The sequence below is a fragment of the Paenibacillus sp. 32352 genome, from assembly GCF_002042965.1.
Taxonomy (GTDB): domain Bacteria; phylum Bacillota; class Bacilli; order Paenibacillales; family NBRC-103111; genus Paenibacillus_S; species Paenibacillus_S vulneris.
In genome coordinates this window covers 213,657-231,840 of sequence record NZ_MZNT01000009.1, presented here as the reverse complement: position 1 = coordinate 231,840, position 18,184 = coordinate 213,657, and the positions used below count along the sequence as shown (strand labels likewise).

13 protein-coding genes are annotated in these 18,184 nt (G+C 51.8%); 2 read left to right on the top strand and 11 right to left on the bottom strand.

The window, feature by feature from the left end; genetic code table 11:
• Positions 1-20 precede the first annotated feature (20 nt).
• From B1728_RS21495 to rpmG, 6 genes are all read right to left on the bottom strand, one after another.
• Positions 21-2,021 (bottom strand): VWA domain-containing protein, encoded by a 2,001-nt coding sequence (locus tag B1728_RS21495; RefSeq protein ID WP_079912450.1) that lies wholly within the window; start codon positions 2,019-2,021, stop codon positions 21-23.
• Positions 2,011-2,940 carry a magnesium chelatase ATPase subunit I gene (locus B1728_RS21490; protein ID WP_079912449.1) on the bottom strand — a complete coding sequence of 310 codons (930 nt, stop codon included), beginning with the start codon at positions 2,938-2,940 and terminating at the stop codon, positions 2,011-2,013. Before B1728_RS21490 ends, B1728_RS21495 begins: the two co-directional genes overlap by 11 nt.
• A 32-nt stretch (positions 2,941-2,972) precedes the next feature.
• Entirely contained in the window at positions 2,973-3,812 is an 840-nt protein-coding gene (locus B1728_RS21485) for an ABC transporter ATP-binding protein (RefSeq protein WP_079912448.1), read from the bottom strand.
• A complete protein-coding gene (locus B1728_RS21480) occupies positions 3,809-4,810 on the bottom strand; it encodes a FecCD family ABC transporter permease (RefSeq protein ID WP_079912447.1) in 1,002 nt (333 codons plus the stop codon). Before B1728_RS21480 ends, B1728_RS21485 begins: the two co-directional genes overlap by 4 nt.
• Complete coding sequence (locus B1728_RS21475) at positions 4,800-5,813, bottom strand: ABC transporter substrate-binding protein (RefSeq protein ID WP_144027953.1); 1,014 nt, start codon at positions 5,811-5,813, stop codon at positions 4,800-4,802. The genes B1728_RS21480 and B1728_RS21475 overlap by 11 nt, the downstream gene beginning before the upstream one ends.
• Before the next feature lie 104 nt (positions 5,814-5,917).
• Positions 5,918-6,067 carry a 50S ribosomal protein L33 gene (gene rpmG / locus B1728_RS21470; RefSeq protein WP_079912445.1) on the bottom strand — a complete coding sequence of 50 codons (150 nt, stop codon included), beginning with the start codon at positions 6,065-6,067 and terminating at the stop codon, positions 5,918-5,920.
• Between the two features lie 455 nt (positions 6,068-6,522).
• Here rpmG and B1728_RS21465 point away from each other — a divergent pair, with 455 nt between their 5' ends.
• On the top strand, positions 6,523-7,413 hold the full coding sequence (locus tag B1728_RS21465; protein ID WP_179136130.1) for a DMT family transporter: 891 nt from the start codon (positions 6,523-6,525) through the stop codon (positions 7,411-7,413).
• Between the two features lie 235 nt (positions 7,414-7,648).
• Positions 7,649-8,581 carry an aromatic acid exporter family protein gene (locus tag B1728_RS21460; RefSeq protein WP_079912443.1) on the top strand — a complete coding sequence of 311 codons (933 nt, stop codon included), beginning with the start codon at positions 7,649-7,651 and terminating at the stop codon, positions 8,579-8,581.
• Positions 8,582-8,863: 282 nt separating this feature from the next.
• On the opposite strand, the gene B1728_RS21455 is transcribed toward B1728_RS21460, so the two are convergent.
• The 5 genes from B1728_RS21455 to B1728_RS21435 form a co-directional block, all read right to left on the bottom strand.
• On the bottom strand, positions 8,864-10,921 hold the full coding sequence (locus B1728_RS21455) for a beta-galactosidase (protein WP_079912442.1): 2,058 nt from the start codon (positions 10,919-10,921) through the stop codon (positions 8,864-8,866).
• Between the two features lie 252 nt (positions 10,922-11,173).
• Complete coding sequence (locus B1728_RS21450; RefSeq protein WP_079912568.1) at positions 11,174-13,237, bottom strand: glycosyl hydrolase 115 family protein; 2,064 nt, start codon at positions 13,235-13,237, stop codon at positions 11,174-11,176.
• A gap of 52 nt (positions 13,238-13,289) precedes the next feature.
• Positions 13,290-15,524, bottom strand: coding sequence for a helix-turn-helix domain-containing protein (locus tag B1728_RS21445; protein ID WP_079912441.1), 2,235 nt, complete (start codon positions 15,522-15,524; stop codon positions 13,290-13,292).
• A 71-nt stretch (positions 15,525-15,595) separates the two neighbouring features.
• On the bottom strand, positions 15,596-17,182 hold the full coding sequence (locus B1728_RS21440; RefSeq protein ID WP_079912440.1) for an extracellular solute-binding protein: 1,587 nt from the start codon (positions 17,180-17,182) through the stop codon (positions 15,596-15,598).
• A 105-nt stretch (positions 17,183-17,287) separates the two neighbouring features.
• Complete coding sequence (locus B1728_RS21435; protein WP_079912439.1) at positions 17,288-18,175, bottom strand: carbohydrate ABC transporter permease; 888 nt, start codon at positions 18,173-18,175, stop codon at positions 17,288-17,290.
• Positions 18,176-18,184: the final 9 nt, after the last annotated feature.

The window sequence follows — 18,184 nt, the reverse complement described above, 5'->3', positions numbered from 1 at the left end:
GCTGTATCTCCCCCCATGAATTATGTAAGCATGCTGCGTACGGCCCGTTCGATATTGCCTGCTTCTATTTGTTCAAGACGATAATAGGCTGCCCTCAGCCCCTCTGCCAGCTTGTTCGCAAACCCTAGGGAAACAAAACCGGCTTCCGTATCGATCACCATCGTCTGAATGCCGGAGGCGGCGATTCGCCGGGCGATATTCAAGCTTTCATTCCATGGATCGCTATCCGGTTTGAGGCTTACATTCGCCTTCCCGTCGGTGATAACAATCATGGCGGGTACTAGGCCGCTCTTTCTTTTCATCCAGGCTTCCAGCGTTTCCGCGCCCTTCCTTAAAGCAGCAGACAGAGGCGTCTTGCCCCCTGTAGGCATGATTCTCAGCTTGCGTTCGGCAAGCTCAACACTCCGGGTTATGTTCAGCATCAACTCGGCTTTCTCCCCGCGAAATGCAATCAAGCCTACACCATCCCGCTGCCGGTAAGCATCGCGCAGTAAAGATACGATAGCTCCTTTAACGGCCTTCATCCGCTTGGAAGCGTTCATCGATCCACTGGCATCCACTACAAATAGAAGAGCCGTTCCCAATCGGGCTTCCCGTACTTTTTCCCGAAGGTCGCTTGTTTCGATCAGCAGCCGGTTGACCCGTGCCCCTTCGCTCCTCAGTAACCGGTCATGGCGAAGACGTTGGAATGGGGCCGCCGCCCGCAGCGTTGCATCCAGAGCCAGATCCCGAACCGGCCCCTTGGGCAGCATAGCCCGAACATAGCGGCCCGATGTGGAACGCACTCCCGCTGCGGACTTGTTGCGCTTACCGAATCTTCCGCTGCCAGGCTTGGATATAGCGGTAAAGCTATAGCGGAACACTTCGTAATCTCGCCCGATCGCCTCTACGATTTCCCGCGCACCGACCGTATCCGGTGATTCCCCGTTCTTAGCGTCAGCCGGAACTTCGATATCATCATCCACATTGAAATCCATCCCAGAATGTTTGAGCGGCGAAAGCTCATCCTCTGCATCCTGCTGCTGGGCTTCGGATGGTGCATGAGGGGAGCGTTCAGGACGAGATGGCACTCCAGGCATCTCGTCCTGTCTGTCGGAGCCATTCATTACATGGCCATTATACGGAGTTTCGGACAAATCATTAGGAGCCTTACCGTCTCGCATCCGATGCGGGATCACGTATGGTGCCGCCTCCTGCACATGATGCGACTTCACTTCCGTCTGGCCCTCCCAAGCGGCGATAGCCGTTGCTGTTTGGACAAGTATCATTTCCGCCCGGTGCCCCTGGCACCCTGCTTCTCGCGATATTTCAGCTGCCAACCGCAGCATATCTTTGCCTACATGTACTGAAGAAAGAAGCAGCGATGCCTTCGTCACCTTGTTAAGCAGCTCTCTTGTTTCCGTCTCATATTCACTGACGAAAAGGGCTTTGTTTCGTTCGAAAGCGAGACAACGGCGAATGATTTGCTGTCTCTTTTCATGCTCTCGCACAGGTTCCATCTGGACAAAAAGCCCCCATTGATCGGACAATGGTTGCTTCAGCACATGGCTATACAGAGTATCCACATGTATCGTTCCGAACAGAAGAAACCGGGCCGTCTTGAACTCCGACAAGCCTTCCCGTTCGATCCGGTAGGAACCGTTCTCCGCCGTTTGCAGAATGGACCTCAGCAGGGGCTCGGACATCAGCTGCACATCGTCTACAGACATCATTTGTTCATCTGCTTCCGAGAGTAAGCCAGGGGCCAGCCTCCTCCCTTCCTGACGGAAAGCCGCGGCGCTATCCAATGACCCGAACAGGCGATCTTCGGTAACATGAATTGGCACGACGAGTCTTCTTCTTTGCGGCAGCAAGTCAGTAAGGCCACGCACTAGCGTCGTCTTGGCTGTCCCGGTTTCTCCACACAACAACACGCTGCCAATCCGGGGATTTATGGCATGAAGCAGCAAGGCCTTTTGTGCCCGTTCCTGCCCGACCACCGCACAAAATGGATAAGGAGCCGAGGCCTCATTAGGAAACATAATGACTCTCCAGCTGCATATTGTTCAGCAGCATACGGATGGATTCCGCTCCATGAACATGATCTTCAAAAGGCTGCTTGCGCATCCGATGGGGCATGACCAGCATGGCCGCTTCCATCATATCCTCCGCTGTAACCTGCGATCTTCCGTCAAACGCAGCTATCGCCATGGACGTCTTGATTAAGGTGATATCCGCACGGTGGCCATCTACTTCCAATCGGATTCCGATATGAGCAGCCCATTCCAGCATAGAATCCATAGGCTCCATCAGGCTCAGCATCCGGCGCGATTCCATAATCCGCTTTTGAAGCGCTGCCTGTTCCTGCTCGAACCGTCCTCGAAACCGATGAGGAGCGGATTCAAACGCAAGCCTTCTGCGAACGACCTCCATTCGGGTGTCCACCTCCTTCTCTCCGTTCACTTCGACGGAAAGAGCAAACCGGTCCAGCAGCTGCGGGCGAAGCTCGCCCTCCTCCGGATTCATCGTACCTATAAGAATGAATCGCGATGGATGCGAATAAGACACCCCCTCCCGTTCCACGGTATTAACTCCCATAGCCGCCGCATCCAGCAGCGCATCCACGATGGCGTCATCCAGCAAATTGATTTCATCCACATATAAAATATGTCCGTGGGCGGCTGCCAAAAGCCCCGGCTCGAAACGCTTTTCGCCTTGTTTGATCGCATGCTCAATATCCAGCGTCCCTACGACTCTGTCTTCGGTAGCGCTGACAGGCAGCGTAACCACATGGATATCCGGCATGAGCTCGGCCAGCGCGCGAACCGCCGTCGATTTGGCAGTCCCCTTCTCTCCGCGTATTAAAATGCCTCCAAGCCTAGGATTGACTAGATTGAGAAGCAGCCCCTGTTTCATTCTTTCCTGGCCAACAATGGCCGTAAACGGGAACATGTCCTGCATAGATCCTGAACCTCCTTTGATAATGGTTATCCCTATGAGCGGGAAAATGGTTGAAACAGCTCCTCTCGGTTGCGATCAGGCGCTTTTTTCTCGACTAGCCCCGTTATCAGGCAGGAGGGACGCCCGCTCTCGCTATCCCAGTCCATTCTGGCTCTGACGCCAAAGACGTCTGCGAGCATGGAAGCCGTGATCACTTCCTCCGGGGTACCGCTTGCATATAAACCGCCTTGCTTCATGACCGCTATTTCATCCGAGAAAGCAGCCGCATGGTTGATATCATGAAGCACCATGATGATCGTGACTCCATACGACCGGTTAATCTCTTTTATCAGTTCCATAATTTCGAGCTGATGGCTGACATCCAGATACGTTGTAGGCTCATCCAGGAGCAGAATACCGGGCTGCTGGGCAAGCGCCATCGCGATCCAGACCCGCTGCCGTTCTCCCCCTGATAACGAAGCAAGCTTGCGCCCTGCATAGGCTTCGGTGCCTGTCTGTGCCAGTGCCCAGTCAATGATCGCTTCATCCTCCTTACCGAGCCGCTCCCAAACCGGCTTATGGGGAAACCGCCCGTAGCCGACCAAGGTTTTTATAGTCAGCTCAGGCAGCTTTTCCTGACTCTGCTGGAGAACCGCCATTTGCCTGGCCAGCTGGCGAGGTGTGATGCTGTTCAGCGCCTTGCCATCCAGATGAATGAAGCCGGTCTGTACTTTCAGTTGGCTGGAAATGGATTTCAGCAAGGTGCTCTTCCCGCATCCGTTCGGTCCAAGAATGCTGTATATGTTCCCGGAGTCTATATGCCAATTCAGCTTGTTGATGACCGTTCGGCCGTTATACTGGACGGATATATCGTGCATCGCCATCGAGATCATTCCGCTTCTCTCCTCAACAAATATAAAAAGAACGGCCCTCCCAAGGCTCCCATCAGGATACCGACAGGCAGCTCTATCGGGGCAAAAAGAAGACGTGCCAACGTATCGCAGCATGTAACGACGATTACGCCCATCAGAGCTGACGCCGGAAGCAGAAACCGGTAATCACTGCCGATTAGGAGCCGCGTCGAATGAGGAACAATCAGGCCGACAAAACCGAGCAGGCCTACGACACTGACCGCGCTTGCCGCCAGTAGCGCAGCAACGGCCGTCATGACGAGACGGGTCGCCTCGACGCGAAGCCCCAATCCCTTGGCATTCGCATCGCCTAGCCCAAGAATGTTCATGTGGGCGGCACCTGCCAAAGCCAAGCTTGCGCCAATAACCGAATAAGGCAGCATGATGGATAATTGCGGCCAGCTTTTGGCTGCCAGCCCTCCCACAAGAAACACTAACGCCCCGTGGACTCGGTCGCTGTAGAAGGTCAGCAGTGCCGAAATGCCGGAACCGAGAAAAGCAGATACCGCTACGCCTGCCAAAATAATGCGTACAGGCTGAATACCGCCTTTCCAGGCCAGCAAATAAATAACGACGGCCGTTCCCGAGGCGCCGAGAAAAGCCATCGGAGTCAACAGCCAGGGCAAATTCGGGAATAAAATCAGAATCACGACGCCGACCAGCCCCGCACCGGAGGAAACGCCGATAATATGCGGATCCGCCAGCGGATTGCGCATAACTCCTTGCAGCAGCGCCCCTGACAACGCCAGATGAATCCCCACAAGAGCAGCAATCAGTGTTCTGGGCAGCCGGATATTCCAGATGACCTCCTTCATCGGACCCGCATTATCGTGAAACAAATAGCCCCATATGTCAGGCAAAGATATCGAGACCGCGCCGGAGCTAAGGCTGAACGCAATAGACAGACAAGCTGCTGCAAGGAGCAGCGCAAGGACAACCGTACTTCTTCGGCCTGAGATTCGTTCTCCCTTATTTGGCATTCTTATAAATCTCCGGATACACATATTCGGCTAAATAAGCGACGGATTCGTTCAACCGGAAACCGGGATTGGATAGCAGCAGGTCGGATGGAAGGACGGTCATGTGATTTTCCTTGACCGCTCGCAGGGAAGACCAAACTGGCTGTGCGGCGAGCTCGGATTTTATTTTCTTCTCACCGTCCCCACGGGCGCCATGAATCAGGATAAATAAGTAATCAGGATTCAGCTCCACCACCTTTTCCAAGCTATAGGGAGCCGTAGACTGGCTTTTGGAAGAAGCATCAAGCGCTTCAGCGACATTTTTCATCTTCAGCATTCCTGCGACTTCAAGCCCGACCGTATTGGTTCTTTGAACGGAGATGCTGGTCGGCGTGACATTCAGCATAATAAAGGTCGGCTTTTGATCCGGCAAGTTGGCCGTGAGAAGCTTGATCTTCTCATCCAGCTTGGCAAGCTCCTCATTCGCTCTGTTTGGCTTACCGGCAAGTTGACCGAACAGAGGGGCTTTTTCTTTTAAATCCTGATAAGTGCTGAGGCTGAAGAGAGCAAACGGAATGCCGCTTGCGTCCAATACATTGGCTAATTCACGATGAAATGAGGTGGAACCGATCACCAGATCCGGCTTCAAGGCCAGGAGCTTTTCCGTATTGACGGTTGTCATCCCCCCTACATCTTCGATGCCCTTTGCTTGTTCGGGGACGGCTGCGCTTGGTGAAGTAGTCTTGGCGATGGCGCTTCCATCAACAGCATAGAGAAGATCCAGCAGCTGCGGCGATAGCACGATGATTCTCTTCGGCTGCGTTTTCAGATCAATCGTACGTCCTATGTCATCCTTAAAGCTCATAAATCCCTTTTGGTCCGGAGCAGGAGATGACTTCATCGTGTCCGCAGCTGGCTGTGATTCGGTAGAGGCATTCCCGCTATTCAAGATCGCTTTCACGGAGCATCCCGCTGCGATAATCAAAACAAGGCTGGTCATTAGCCATTTGGATAAAGCTTTCATTGATTTCTTTCCTCCCGAAGAGATAGGTATCATGGATTTATTTCATCTGATCGAAACATAAAGACCGGAACCCAGATTCCGGCCTTACCCATCAAGATGATGTATTATCTCGTTTCGCGATGAAGCGTTACTCTTTTTAGACGAGGACTGTATTTGCGCAATTCCAGACGTTCCGGATGCGTCTTTTTGTTCTTCGTTGTGGTGTAGTTACGATCACCCGTTTCTGTGCACGCCAATGTGACAACGACTCGCATGCGATCACCTCCCTTCATTGGAACTTTGCTAACACTCAGACAACTCCATTACTTATATGTAATTTTTACGATTATTAAAAATAATAAAAACCATCTACCAAGATAGCAGCCCCTCTTCTTACCATTTATCATTTCCTATGATTTTCATCATTTAAGTACTCTTGCCTTTATTTAAACGTAATAATTACACATAAGGAGTGTACCAAATATTTATTTATCCGTCAAAGCCTTTTCTAGAATCGCCTGTTAATGAGTATCCTGCTCAACCTTTTTCCAGGGAAAGCGGGTTTAGCATTATCGATTGGCACTAATCGTAAGAACAGCCGATGCTCTATCGCTGCAACAGAAGTATACGTTCGAATTTCTGTTATTTTTAGCTTATTTCTGGTTTTACAATAAAACGGACCGCTGATAATGGACGAATCATGTGTGAAATCGAAAGGAATTCTGCTGTCATGGCCCATCAGGCTGTTTTTTTGCGTTTGCTCGGCGTCTCGCTGCTATGGGGATGCAACTATGTCGCAAGCGCCTATTTGCTGAGAGATTTTTCTCCTATCTTCTTGTCTTACTCCCGTCTTGTACTAACCTCACTCTTCTTAATTTCGGTAGCTTTGATTAACCGGAGGATGAAGCGCCCGACCGTCCAAGAGTGGCTTATCCTGCTATTTGCGGGCCTGTTCGGCACCCTGTTCAACCAGTTCTTTTATTTCATCGGTCTTCAGCACTCTACGGCCGGTAATGCCTCGCTCATCATAGCGCTCTCTCCTGTCGCTACTACTTTGCTTGCCCGCATTTTCTTGAGGGAAGCCATCACAGTGAACAAGCTGACCGGAGCAGGCCTTGCGCTTATCGGCGTCGTTCTTATCGTGCTGTTCGGAGGCAAATCCATCGGCATTTCGCAAGGCGATATTTTGCTGCTGATGGCTATGCTAGCTCTGTCCGTCAGCCTGCTGTTCATCCGCAAACTAACGACCAGCATGCCATCCTATGACATCACTATTTTTGCAACCGTCATGGGAACGGTCCTGATGACTCCCGCGGCCCTATGGGAAGCGAGTCAAGGCCATATGCACTTCAGCCTTCACCTCACGATGTGGCTGCTGCTGGCTTGCGCCGCTATTTTCGGCCAAGGCTTGGCGGGCTTTTGGTGGAATCAGAGCATTTCCGAGGTAGGCGCATCCACTAGCTCCATGTTTATGAATATCCCCCCGTTCATCGCTATTATCGTGGCTTATCTCGTTCTTGGGGATACGATCCAGATGGTTCAAATCGTCGGCGGGATTCTTATTCTGGTTGGCGTAGCCGTATCCAATCGCAGATCAGCTGCACAGGCTGCTGCTTCCTAGAAGCTACAGGTTCAAGGCGTTCCGCTGCGGAACGCCTTTTTTCTGCTTTTCAGCCCACTTTTATGTAATGTAATACAACATTTTTTTCGTATTTCGTGAACCTTCTCACTGCAGCGACAATGTTTTCAATTATTTTTCAAAAATGCTGTTGAATGATGTTGTTTTTGTGTGAATTACATTTACACTCCAACCCGAGCACTATACAATATAGCAAAATGCTATTGGTGGTGACAGCATGACGAAGATGAAAATCGGCTTCCGTACTCTAAAAACTGCCGTCGGCGTCAGCATTTCCATTCTGCTTGCCCAGCTGCTGCAGCTCGAATACTACTCTGCGGCGGGGATACTGACCCTGCTGTGCATTCAAAAATCACGCAAGCAATCAACGCAAGCCGTCGTCAGCCGATTGTTTGCTTGTCTATCCGGCCTTTTATTCTCGAGCCTGCTGTTTGCTATCATCGGCTATCATCCGTATTCCTTTCTCGTTTATCTGCTGCTGTTTATCCCGTTCTGCGTCCGGTTTCGCATGCAGGAAGGCATCGCAAGCAGTTCGGTCATCGTCATGCATGTCTATATGCATCGAGGCATTGAACCGGCCTTTTTCCTTAATGAGTTTTTGGTGATAGTAATCGGCTTAGGTGTCGCCCTGCTTGTTAATTGGTACATGCCCAGCATCGATAAGGAGTTAAACCGCCGTAAGGAGGAAGTGGACCGGCTCATTTCCGTTATTTTGAAAGAGATGGCCGCCTATCTCAAGGAAGGCTATACGCTGTGGGACGGGAAGGAACTGCTGCAGCTTGGCGACGAGCTTCAGCAAGCCAAGAGGCTCGCAGTGCTCGATGCGGAGAATAATTTACTGCGCAAAACGAACTCCTACGAGAGTTATTTTGATACAAAACGCCAGCAGTACGAAATCCTGGAGCGAATGCTCCCGTATATTTCAAGAATTTCGGTTAAGATGGACCAGGGCATCCGGATAGGAGACTTTATTCTTGAGGTCAGCAGCCTGAAACCTGGAAGCTCAACAGCCCATCTGCGCGAAACGCTGCGTGCCATCCGTGAATACCATAAGCTGCTTCCCTTGCCGGAAACGCGCCATGAATTCGAAAATCGCGCCAGCCTTTATGCCGTAGCGAACGAGCTGGAACGGTTTATTCATACGATGTGATCAGGCTATGGTTTGATGCCGGTGAATCTGAGGAAAAACCTATAGAGCTCGAACTTTGCCAATATACTCCGGTGGGTATGCCCCTCCAGCCACTATTGAAATCCGTGAAAAGTAAATCTAATGCAGCGGTACTTCACAGGTTTCAAAGGTCGAAGTAACCTCCTCCGGGCTTACCCACCTTCGTAGGCAGCATAGTTCCCACAAAACATTTTTTTCAACAGTATGCCGGAACCGGAGCATAGCGCTCCGGTTTTTCTTTTCTACGGCACCCCGCTCCACACTTCACGCCTCTCGCTTCAGCACCGCTATACCGTGAACCGGCAGACTTACACTATCCCCTGCAGGATCTCCGCTTTCCAGATCGGTATATCCGCGCCCATCAAGCGGAATCTGCTGCTCCATCTCGCTGAAATTCATTACGAACACATAGTCCGTTTCCCCATCCGTCCTCCACGTGGCCGTAACACCCCGCGGCAGGTCGGTATTCAATGTGCGGGTAAGCCCCGCTTCCTCAACGATCCGTTGGTAAAAAGCGGAAAGGAAGTCCGCCTTCAGCCGGGCAGCCATATAGTACGCGCGTCCTTGGCCCAGACTGTTCACTGTTAAAGCCGGGCGCCCGGCATAGAAGCTGTCCGTATAAAGCCCCAGCACCTCTGCGCTCTCCACATGAATCAGCTCGCAAATTTCATGAGCCTCGAAGGTTCCTGTCAGACCAAGAGCGTTATCCGGCGACAACGCCAGCCCGTTCCGGTCTTCCTCGTACAGTCCTTCGATTTCCTCCGCCCAGATACCGAGCACCTTGCGAAGCGGTCCGGGGAAGCCTCCTATATGGCATAGATCATGCTCATCGACAATGCCTGACCAATAGGTAGCCACCAAGGTACCGCCGTTCTCAACGAATCGCTCCAGCTTCCTGCCTGTCTCTTCACGGCACATATACAGCATGGGGGCGATAATCACTTTATACGGTGCGAAATCGTCTTCGCTGCCAATGACGTCCGTCGGCACTCCCTGCTCCCAGAAGGCCTGATGATGGTCCAGGACCGTCTGCTCATAATGGATCCCCATATTTCGGGGACCCTGGGCATTCTTTACGGTCCAACGGTTATCCCAATCAAACAGAATCGCCGTCTCCGCCGGAGTCGAAGTGCCCGTGACTTCCGAGATGGCCGCCAGCGACCTCCCCAGCTCCGCCACATCCCGGAAGACTCGCGTGTGCTCATGGCCCGCATGATCCACTACAGCTCCGTGAAACTTCTCGCTGGAGCCGCGGCTCTTGCGCCACTGGAAGTACTGCACGGAATCCGATCCATGGGCTACCGCCTGCAGCGAGGACAGACGATGCATGCCCGGCTGCTTCAGCTTGCTGACCGGCTGCCAGTTCGTCAAGCTTGGCGTACTTTCCATAAGAAGAAACGGCTTCTTCCGGATGGAGCGGAATAAATCGTGGTAGAACGCTACGGATGCGCCGAGCTTGATATCGTTCGTCCCTTGATGCCAGGTCGGGTAAGCATCCCAGGAGATCACATCCAGCACATCTGCAAATTTGCGGTAATCCAGGCCTTCGATCATATGCATGTTCGTGGTGGCCGGAAGCTCGGGATTGGCTCTCTTCACCGATTCTATCTCATGCCGACAGAAATCGACGGTTTGATCCGTTACGAACCGGCGCCAGTCCAGATTCATGCCGTGAACCATGTTCTCCCCGTGGGGAGCTGGAGATTCCACCTGCGACCAATCCGTGTAGGTGTGTGCCCAGAAGGTCGTCCACCAAGCCGCATTCAGAGCCTCCAGCGTCCCGTACTTCTTCTTCAGCCAGCTGCGGAAGGCATCCTGACAGAGGCCGCAGTGGCAATCTCCGCCGAATTCATTGGAGATATGCCAGCCGAGTACGGCCGGATGCTTGGCGTAGCGTTCAGCCAGCTTGCCGTTGATGATGGCCGTCTTCTCCCGATAGACCGGCGACGTGTAGCAGTGATTATGCCGCATTCCATGCAGGTTGCGGACCCGATTGGCTCCTACGCGCAGCACCTCCGGGTATTTGGCGGACATCCAGGCGGGACGTGCCCCGCTCGGCGTGGCAAGCCAGGCATAAATCCCGTTCTGTGCAAAACGCTCCAGCACCTGATCCATCCATTCGAAGGAAAACACGCCTTCCTGAGGCTCCAGCGAAGCCCAGGAGAATATGCCGATGGCCATGACATTGCAGCCGGCCAGCTTCATAAGCCGGATATCTTCCTCCAGCACCTTCGGATCATGCAGCCATTGCTCGGGATTATAATCCGCGCCGTGCATCAGGACGGGCAGCTTACTGCTTATAGGGGAATGTTTTCCTGTCATCTCTATCGCTCCTATAGGAATCGTCATATTTGCTTATATCTCTTTGATAATAGACCACTAGCAGCTGGCAAGCATAGAACAGAAGCAGCAAAAAATCGTCCGTTCTTAACATACAGTCCTGCATCCATAGTGGCAGCAAACAAAAAAACTGCACCTTCAACTGTTGGATGGTGTCTAACAATTGGGGTGCAGTCAGAATCGCTCGCTCAGGGACTTTTTTATTGCATGTACCCTTCTCACAGACCGCAGGCTCTACAGAAGCTCCCTTTGCTGAAAATAAGCTTTAAGCCTTTGAGCCAGCTCATCATCGGATAAAGGATTGCGGTGGGTATTTTCCAAATAAATGTATTTTTCCGTTTCCGGCATCAGGAACTCCTTATACCATAAGAAAAAGTCGGGACTGTCTCCATGGATGCGAAGGAACCTTCTTACAGTATCCACATTTTGGACGGTGCTCTGAATGTTCGTAAGCCAATCCGCCCGGTAAAACCGGTCCCACTTGCCATGCTCGGAAGCTCTTAATTGGTCGAGTCCTTTCTGATAGCTCCACATCGATTCGGAGGCGCAGACGAACGCTTGCGGGTAACGCTTCTCGCTATACTCTCTGTAAGCGCGGCACAGCCAATAAAACCCTTCGCAGCCGGACAAATGAAGGGCACCATGGAACTGCAGCTGATCGCCGGCTCTGCGCCTATCGTCCGTTCCAAGCTGATTCAGCACTTCGCCGCACCGCTTGAGCCATGCGCCCCATTTCTGCATGCCGCTCTCCAGCCGTTCCTCGAACCCCTTCACCTGCTTCAGGAAAGAATCCGCCTCCGCAGCCCAGAATAATCTCGGATTCGGTTGATCTCCCTTCCCCTGCAGCCAATGGCCGATGATAACCCTGGCCGGATGGTGATAATATTCGTCTCCAGCCCAATCATCGTCATGCGGTCCGTACGACAGGGCCGCCTCCGCATAGCTGCCGTATAATTCCTCCAGCTCATCATGATGGGAGCCATAATAGCTGCGTACGAATTCAGTTAAATGCTTGCCAACATCCACCGTGCCGGCGCTCCACAGCTCTCGGATCACATCCAGCGGATAGATATGAGGCCTAATATTGCCGCAATTGAGCAGCAAATATTCATCTGCGCCGGAGGAGAAGGAGTTCTCAAGCTCCTGCTTCAAAAATTCCGCCGGTCCCGGGAACATCGTCAGATGGTTGGAGGCTTGCAGGTCATGAAACGTCACGTGATAGTACAGGCCGTGCTTGCCTCTATCGTCAGCCGCCGGGAGCGCCGGTACCCTAAGATTGTGATTGCCGTGCCGGCGGGAAACCATCTTGCCGTACCCGTTATCGGCCCATATCTTGATCACGTCCTCCGGAAGCTCCACGAACCCTCCCTTGTACAATTCAGCGATTTCTCCATATAGTGCTGCGCAATAAACCGGATTGGAGACAGCGCTGCCGATCATGTAATACTGCTTGCGAATCACCTTGCTTATCATCGCCCCGCGTTTTTCGGGAGTGTCAAAAGCAGGATCATCAATCCAAAACGGCTTATCTCCTTGCCCGCGGAACGAGAGCACCCAGAGAACCTTCTTGTCCTTTTGCTTCTCTATAGCCTTCTGCCACAAGCTTTCGAACAGCCCCGGATGCTCGTGATAACTGGCCGTTCTGCCCGGGAAGGCACGAAGGAACATTTCCGCTCCCAACGGCTCCGCATGATGATGCGTTACCCATAGCCCCATCTCGGAAGCAAGCTCATAATGAATTCCATGCTTCGGCAAATCCGTGCCGGGAATGACCACATTCCCCCCGCAACGGAGCAGCGCTTCAAATACGGGTTCCCACACTTCCCTGGAAGGCGGATATGGGTCTTTCCAGCCGATCAGGCATACCTCGTCGTTGACAAACCAGCCCCGGTACCGAACCCTAGGCTCAGGAGCATCATAATCGACGCATGGAATCACGAGCTCTTGGCACCTGGTTAACGACTGGTCCGCCCAAAACCAGAACGGCTGGATGCCCAGGAATTCCCTGCTGAATGCTAATATGCCATACACAAGGCCCAAATCATCATAGCCGATTATTTCCATGCGAGGGGTGCCGCCATTGCTGCAGAAACGAAAGCCGAACGCTTCCGGACGCTGCTGGCAGCCATCCTTCTCCCCGGCTATACGGATACCGATTTCCGCTGCCTCCGTTGCTTCCGTCACTAGCTCGGGTTTGGCTCCCAGCACGGCCTCAAAGTCTCTGATCAGCATCCGGATTGCATGCTCGACCGGAGAAGTCCGTAATTCGGGAATTTGGATACGCACTTGCCCTTTTATTACCAGCGGGCCTTTAACATGCTGCTTCACCAGCCAACCTCCTGTTCATCTTTTATTTACTTTCGTTACGAAGCTGAGACTCCCGATATTGTCCCGGAGACACTCCGACGATTTTCTTAAAAATCCTTATAAACGACGTCGTATTTGCATACCCCATAAGGTCTGAGATGTCCTGTACCGAAACATCCGACTCGCGAAGCAGTTTTTTGGCATGTTCGATTCGTAAGCCGATCAGGAAATCCGAGAAGTTTTGGCCGATGCTTTCCTTAAACAGTTGGCTTAAATACTTGGAGCCGATTTGAAACCGATCACTCAGCATGGTGAGCGAAAGATTCGGGTCCATGAAGTGCTTCGTCACGAAGTCGCGTATCTCTATCATCTGTGCATTGTAACGCCTGCTCTGCACAAGCTCTCCGATGCGCCCGGATAGCTGCTCCAGCTCCTTAAGGAAGCAGGACTCGAGCTGGGCCAGCGTATCCGATTGCTCCAGCGCAAGAAGCAGGACCGGCTTGGCATCCTGAAGCCATAGCTTGGCTGCTTCAGGCAGCGTTCCCTCCATCTCGTATTCCAGATGAAAGATGAAATAATGCAGCAGCCGTTCAACATCATCCTTGCCAAGCCGGTGAACGGTCATCTCGTTGAATAGCTGATTCAGCTCACTCAGCCATTCGGGATCCGACATGCGGAGCTTGCGTACGATCGTGCGGATCATTTCCAGATAGGCGAACCATTCTCCGTCAGGTCTCCCCTTGACTTCTACCGCGTCGATAATTTGATTTACGCCAAGCGTCACTTTCCGGCTGACGGCCGCCGCCGCCTCATCAAACGAACGCCCTATCTCCGATTCCTGAGTGGCTGCCGAGCCGATGCCGATCGTAACCGTAAAATCCAGATGCTTCTCTATCCAGGCTCTGATCTGGTCCGACAGCTGAAGCATGTGATGCTCCAAAGCCTTGCCTTCCTTCGAGAGAAGAAGAATAACAAGCTGGTGCTTCGAAATCCACTCCGCTACAATGCTCTGGCCGTTTTGTTCGGCTATCTCGACAGTGACACTGCTGATAATGAATTTGAACAATGATTGATCGTTAGGACTGTACTTCAGACCGAACTGCACATAGTGATCAAGCTCCAGCAGCCCTACGATAAAGTGGCCCGCCGATAGTCCGAAATGGTGCCATTCCTGCTCCCACGCAGCCCGGTCGTCATCATATTCGCCCTTTAACAAAATTTGCAGAAACTGCTGTCTTCGAATGACCAGATGCTCCTGCTGCTTTTCCTGAAACGCCATGTTGTTCGTTATTAACCGCTCGATCGCATGATCGATAAACGCAAACTCATTGCTCTTATCCCTTTGATCGGAAGGCTTGATAGCCGTTGAAAAGCGGTCGATCCGATGCAGAATGGCTTCAATCGGTTTGTAGCTTCTCCGTGTCACGTAGAAGGTCGAGCCGATCGCAAAGACGATGGCCCCAAGGCCCAGCATGACCCACACCGTGCTTCCGTGGAACAAAAGATCGAATAGCTTGCCGCCTTTAATGCTCATTCGATACTTCCAGCCCGTGTAATCCGAGACGATATCCGCATTCAGACTGTTGTTGTACGAAACCAGACGGCTATCCTCGAAGAAAGGCTTTCCTTGGGCATCATACAGCTGCGTCTCCGTAATTTTTTGGTCGATCATCTGACGGATGTAGGAATCTAACGAGGAAACCTTGATGTTAATGATCATATAGCCGAGACTTCCGGAATCGCGCGGAATTTTCAACCCCAAGGAGGTAACGCTCACAGACGTCGATGCGTTCAGCCCTTCGTTCTCCTTAAGCCGTGGCGAAGACCAGACTCCCGCCAGCATGCGGTCCAGTGAGCTGCGGATATAGCTCTGGTCCGGAAATTGTTCTATCGAACGTATCGTGCTTTGATCAAGAACCTTGCCATCCTTGGCCCGATATAAGTAAATCGAATCGACGAGCCCGTATCGAACCATGAGACTGCTCAGCATATTGGACACATCGAATTCCTGAGCCCTGTCGGAGGGACCGTCGAGGAATTGCTGCAGCTCACCGCTCGTTTCTATCATTTTCTGAGCATCAAAAGAGATGCCTTTTAACGAGCTGTCCACCATATTCACAATATACGCAGCCGTGAGCCGGTTCGCCTGAATAGCATTTCGAACATTAATTTCATTGATGATGGAAATAAAAATAAATATCAGCACACTGACAGTAACAAACAGAATGGGGAGGTATGACAGCAGCATCCGCTTAATGTAGTTGTTGTTGATATTCATGTTCCCCACCCTTTTATAGTAAACATTCAGGCAACCCCCTCTACATTAGAAGGGATTGCCGTACATCCTGCTTATTTCTTTTTCATTTCCTTGTAGGCGGCTCTGCGTTCATCCATCACAGCCTGCCCGCCCAGCTTCAAATATTCCTCCACTTTCGAGTCAAACAGCTTATTGAATTCTTCCGGCTTGGCCAGAATGCTCTTCACTACAGCTTCCTGCGCCTTGTCTCCCAGCGTCTTGCTGTATTTGATCTCGGAGTCGATCGGCCGCTCGAAGCGCGGATTCGTGTACCCGTCATTAAGAGCATTGATCATCGTTTGCTTGGCAAGCTCTTTGTAGTTCGGGAACTGAAGGGCACCGGCCTCGATATTTTTATCCTTGGAACCAAAATCTCTTCCGTTGCTGATAATTGCAATATCGGTGTTGTTATAGTACGTTTTCTTCGCTTCATCGGTCGTAATGGCCTTCGGGAAGCCGTTCTCCAGCGTATAATGCTGGCCCTCGATACCGTTCTGCAGCGTAAACAGCACGTCCGGCTTCGACATCCAGTCCAGATACTTGATCGCCTCCACCGCATGCTTGCTCGACTTCGGAATCATGATATGCATGCCGATCGGGTCGTAAATCACTTTCGGATGCTTGCCTTCCTCATTCGTAAATGGATCCATAGCCACATACTCGGCGCCTGGAACATTTTTCTTAAGCGTATCGAATACGTTCCCTGGTCCCATCAGGTTTTGGTGAGCCGCCAGCGCCGTGAAGGCGCCGACATAGCCGTTCGCCACGTCCCGCTCGAAGCTTTTGCCGTCTTTGTCCAGAGCGAAATCCGGGTTGATCAAGCCCTCTTGATTCATCTTATTCAAGAACTGGACGCCGTCCTTGTAGCCCGGCTTCAGCAGCTCCGGCATCGCGTAAAAATCTTCCTCCGACAGCTTTTTAACGAATGAGCTGATCAAAACACCGGGAGTCGTAATATTCGTGCCGTTCGAAGCGCTGAAATCGTAAGGAATGACTTTGCCGCCGGTTTGCCCGGGGTCCTTCTCCTTAAACGCTTTCATAGTTTGGTAAAACTCCTCTGTCGTCTTCGGAACCGGCAATCCCAGCTTATCCAGCCAATCTTTTCGGATGTAGGACGATTGAGTGAATTGAAGCGGCCTCTTCGCCGGGATCGTATACTGCTTGCCGCTAAAGATGCCGTAGTTGAGAACCTCCTGACCCAGGAACTTCTTCAGATTCGGCCCGTTCTCGTCGATCAGCTTGCCGAGCTCGGTCAAGCCGCCGCCTTTGACATAATTGTAAATCGTGTTCATGTCATAAGTAAACACAAGATCGGGAGCATCGCCGGTGGACATCAGCACGTTAAGCTTATCTACCTCCTGATTGCGCGGAACCGGAATAAACTGCAGCTTGATATTGTTCGGGTCGCCGAAATTTTTCTGAATCCACTGCGTCCAGAAGTTGTTGTCGACCGGTCCTGCGCCTGCGGGCGCGTTGCCGCGATCGAATATCTCCACCTTCAAGGTGACAGGCTCCTTGCCTGCACCGTTGGATTGTCCCTGTGCAGAATCTTTTGCCGGACCGGAGCATGCCGACAGCATACTGGTCAGCATTAAAGCCGCCGTTGAAGCTCCTAACCACTTTCTTTGCTTTGCCTTCATGTTCAGAACTCCCCTTCATCTATGTTTTCGACTTTCAAATCATCTTCACCTCTAAACAACAGAGGTATTGCCAACTCCAGATTGATCCAAATCCAGAGGAACGGATCAGCCTTTGACCGCTCCGATCATGATACCGGAAACAAAATACCGTTGAAGCCATGGGTACACGATTAAAATCGGCGTAGTAGCGAACATGATGCTGGCCGCCTTGATTCCTTCCGGGACGACATCGATTTGAACCGCGCCTTCCTGAGCCGTTAAGTCCGTTACCATACTGTTCATCACGACCTGGTACAGCTTCAGCTGAATGGGATACAAATTCGCGTTCGTAATGTAGAAGAGCGCATCCATGAAGCCGTTCCATCTGGAGACCGCATAGAACAGACTGAGCGTCGCCAGCACCGGCAGCGAAAGCGGCAGAACAATACGCAGTAACGTGCCGATATGAGAGCTGCCGTCCAGGTACGCCGATTCTTCCAGGCTCGCCGGGATCGACGAGAAGAAGGTCCGCAAAATAATCAAGTTAAACGCACTGATCATTCCCGGTACGATGAGCGCTAACAAATTGTCCAGCAGACCGAGCTGCTTCACCAGCAAATATTCGGGAATCAAGCCGCCGCTGAAGAACATCGTAAAGACGATCAAGATCATGAAGACCGATCTTCCCTTCAATCGCTCCTTCGTCAATGGATACGCCGCACAGATGCTCATCGCCATACTGATTGTTGTATAGGCAGCCGTCAGGATGATGGTCAACCCCATCGACCACAGCATTCTTGTATCCTGAAACACAATCTCGTAAGCATGAAAATCAATTTCCCGCGGAAAAATCGTGACCAGATTGGACAAGACGGCATGCTTGGAGCTTAATGAGATCGAGATAATATGCAGGAACGGCAGGAGACAAAGGAGCATGGCTGCTCCCACGATCAGCATAATAACGACGTCTGTGATCCGTATCCTTGGCGGTCTCCGCTGTAATCCAGTTGTCATATCGTTCCC

Bases quoted from the DNA above. Each gene is read 5' to 3' on its own strand.
- B1728_RS21445 (WP_079912441.1), bottom strand. From the start codon at position 15,524: ATGAATATCAACAACAACTACATTAAGCGGATGCTGCTGTCATACCTC.
- B1728_RS21465 (WP_179136130.1), top strand. From the start codon at position 6,523: ATGGCCCATCAGGCTGTTTTTTTGCGTTTGCTCGGCGTCTCGCTGCTA.
- rpmG (WP_079912445.1), bottom strand. From the start codon at position 6,067: ATGCGAGTCGTTGTCACATTGGCGTGCACAGAAACGGGTGATCGTAAC.
- B1728_RS21495 (WP_079912450.1), bottom strand. From the start codon at position 2,021: ATGTTTCCTAATGAGGCCTCGGCTCCTTATCCATTTTGTGCGGTGGTC.
- B1728_RS21435 (WP_079912439.1), bottom strand. From the start codon at position 18,175: ATGACAACTGGATTACAGCGGAGACCGCCAAGGATACGGATCACAGAC.
- B1728_RS21455 (WP_079912442.1), bottom strand. From the start codon at position 10,921: ATGACAGGAAAACATTCCCCTATAAGCAGTAAGCTGCCCGTCCTGATG.
- B1728_RS21490 (WP_079912449.1), bottom strand. From the start codon at position 2,940: ATGCAGGACATGTTCCCGTTTACGGCCATTGTTGGCCAGGAAAGAATG.
- B1728_RS21485 (WP_079912448.1), bottom strand. From the start codon at position 3,812: ATGATCTCGATGGCGATGCACGATATATCCGTCCAGTATAACGGCCGA.
- B1728_RS21440 (WP_079912440.1), bottom strand. From the start codon at position 17,182: ATGAAGGCAAAGCAAAGAAAGTGGTTAGGAGCTTCAACGGCGGCTTTA.
- B1728_RS21475 (WP_144027953.1), bottom strand. From the start codon at position 5,813: ATGAAAGCTTTATCCAAATGGCTAATGACCAGCCTTGTTTTGATTATC.
- B1728_RS21480 (WP_079912447.1), bottom strand. From the start codon at position 4,810: ATGCCAAATAAGGGAGAACGAATCTCAGGCCGAAGAAGTACGGTTGTC.
- B1728_RS21460 (WP_079912443.1), top strand. From the start codon at position 7,649: ATGACGAAGATGAAAATCGGCTTCCGTACTCTAAAAACTGCCGTCGGC.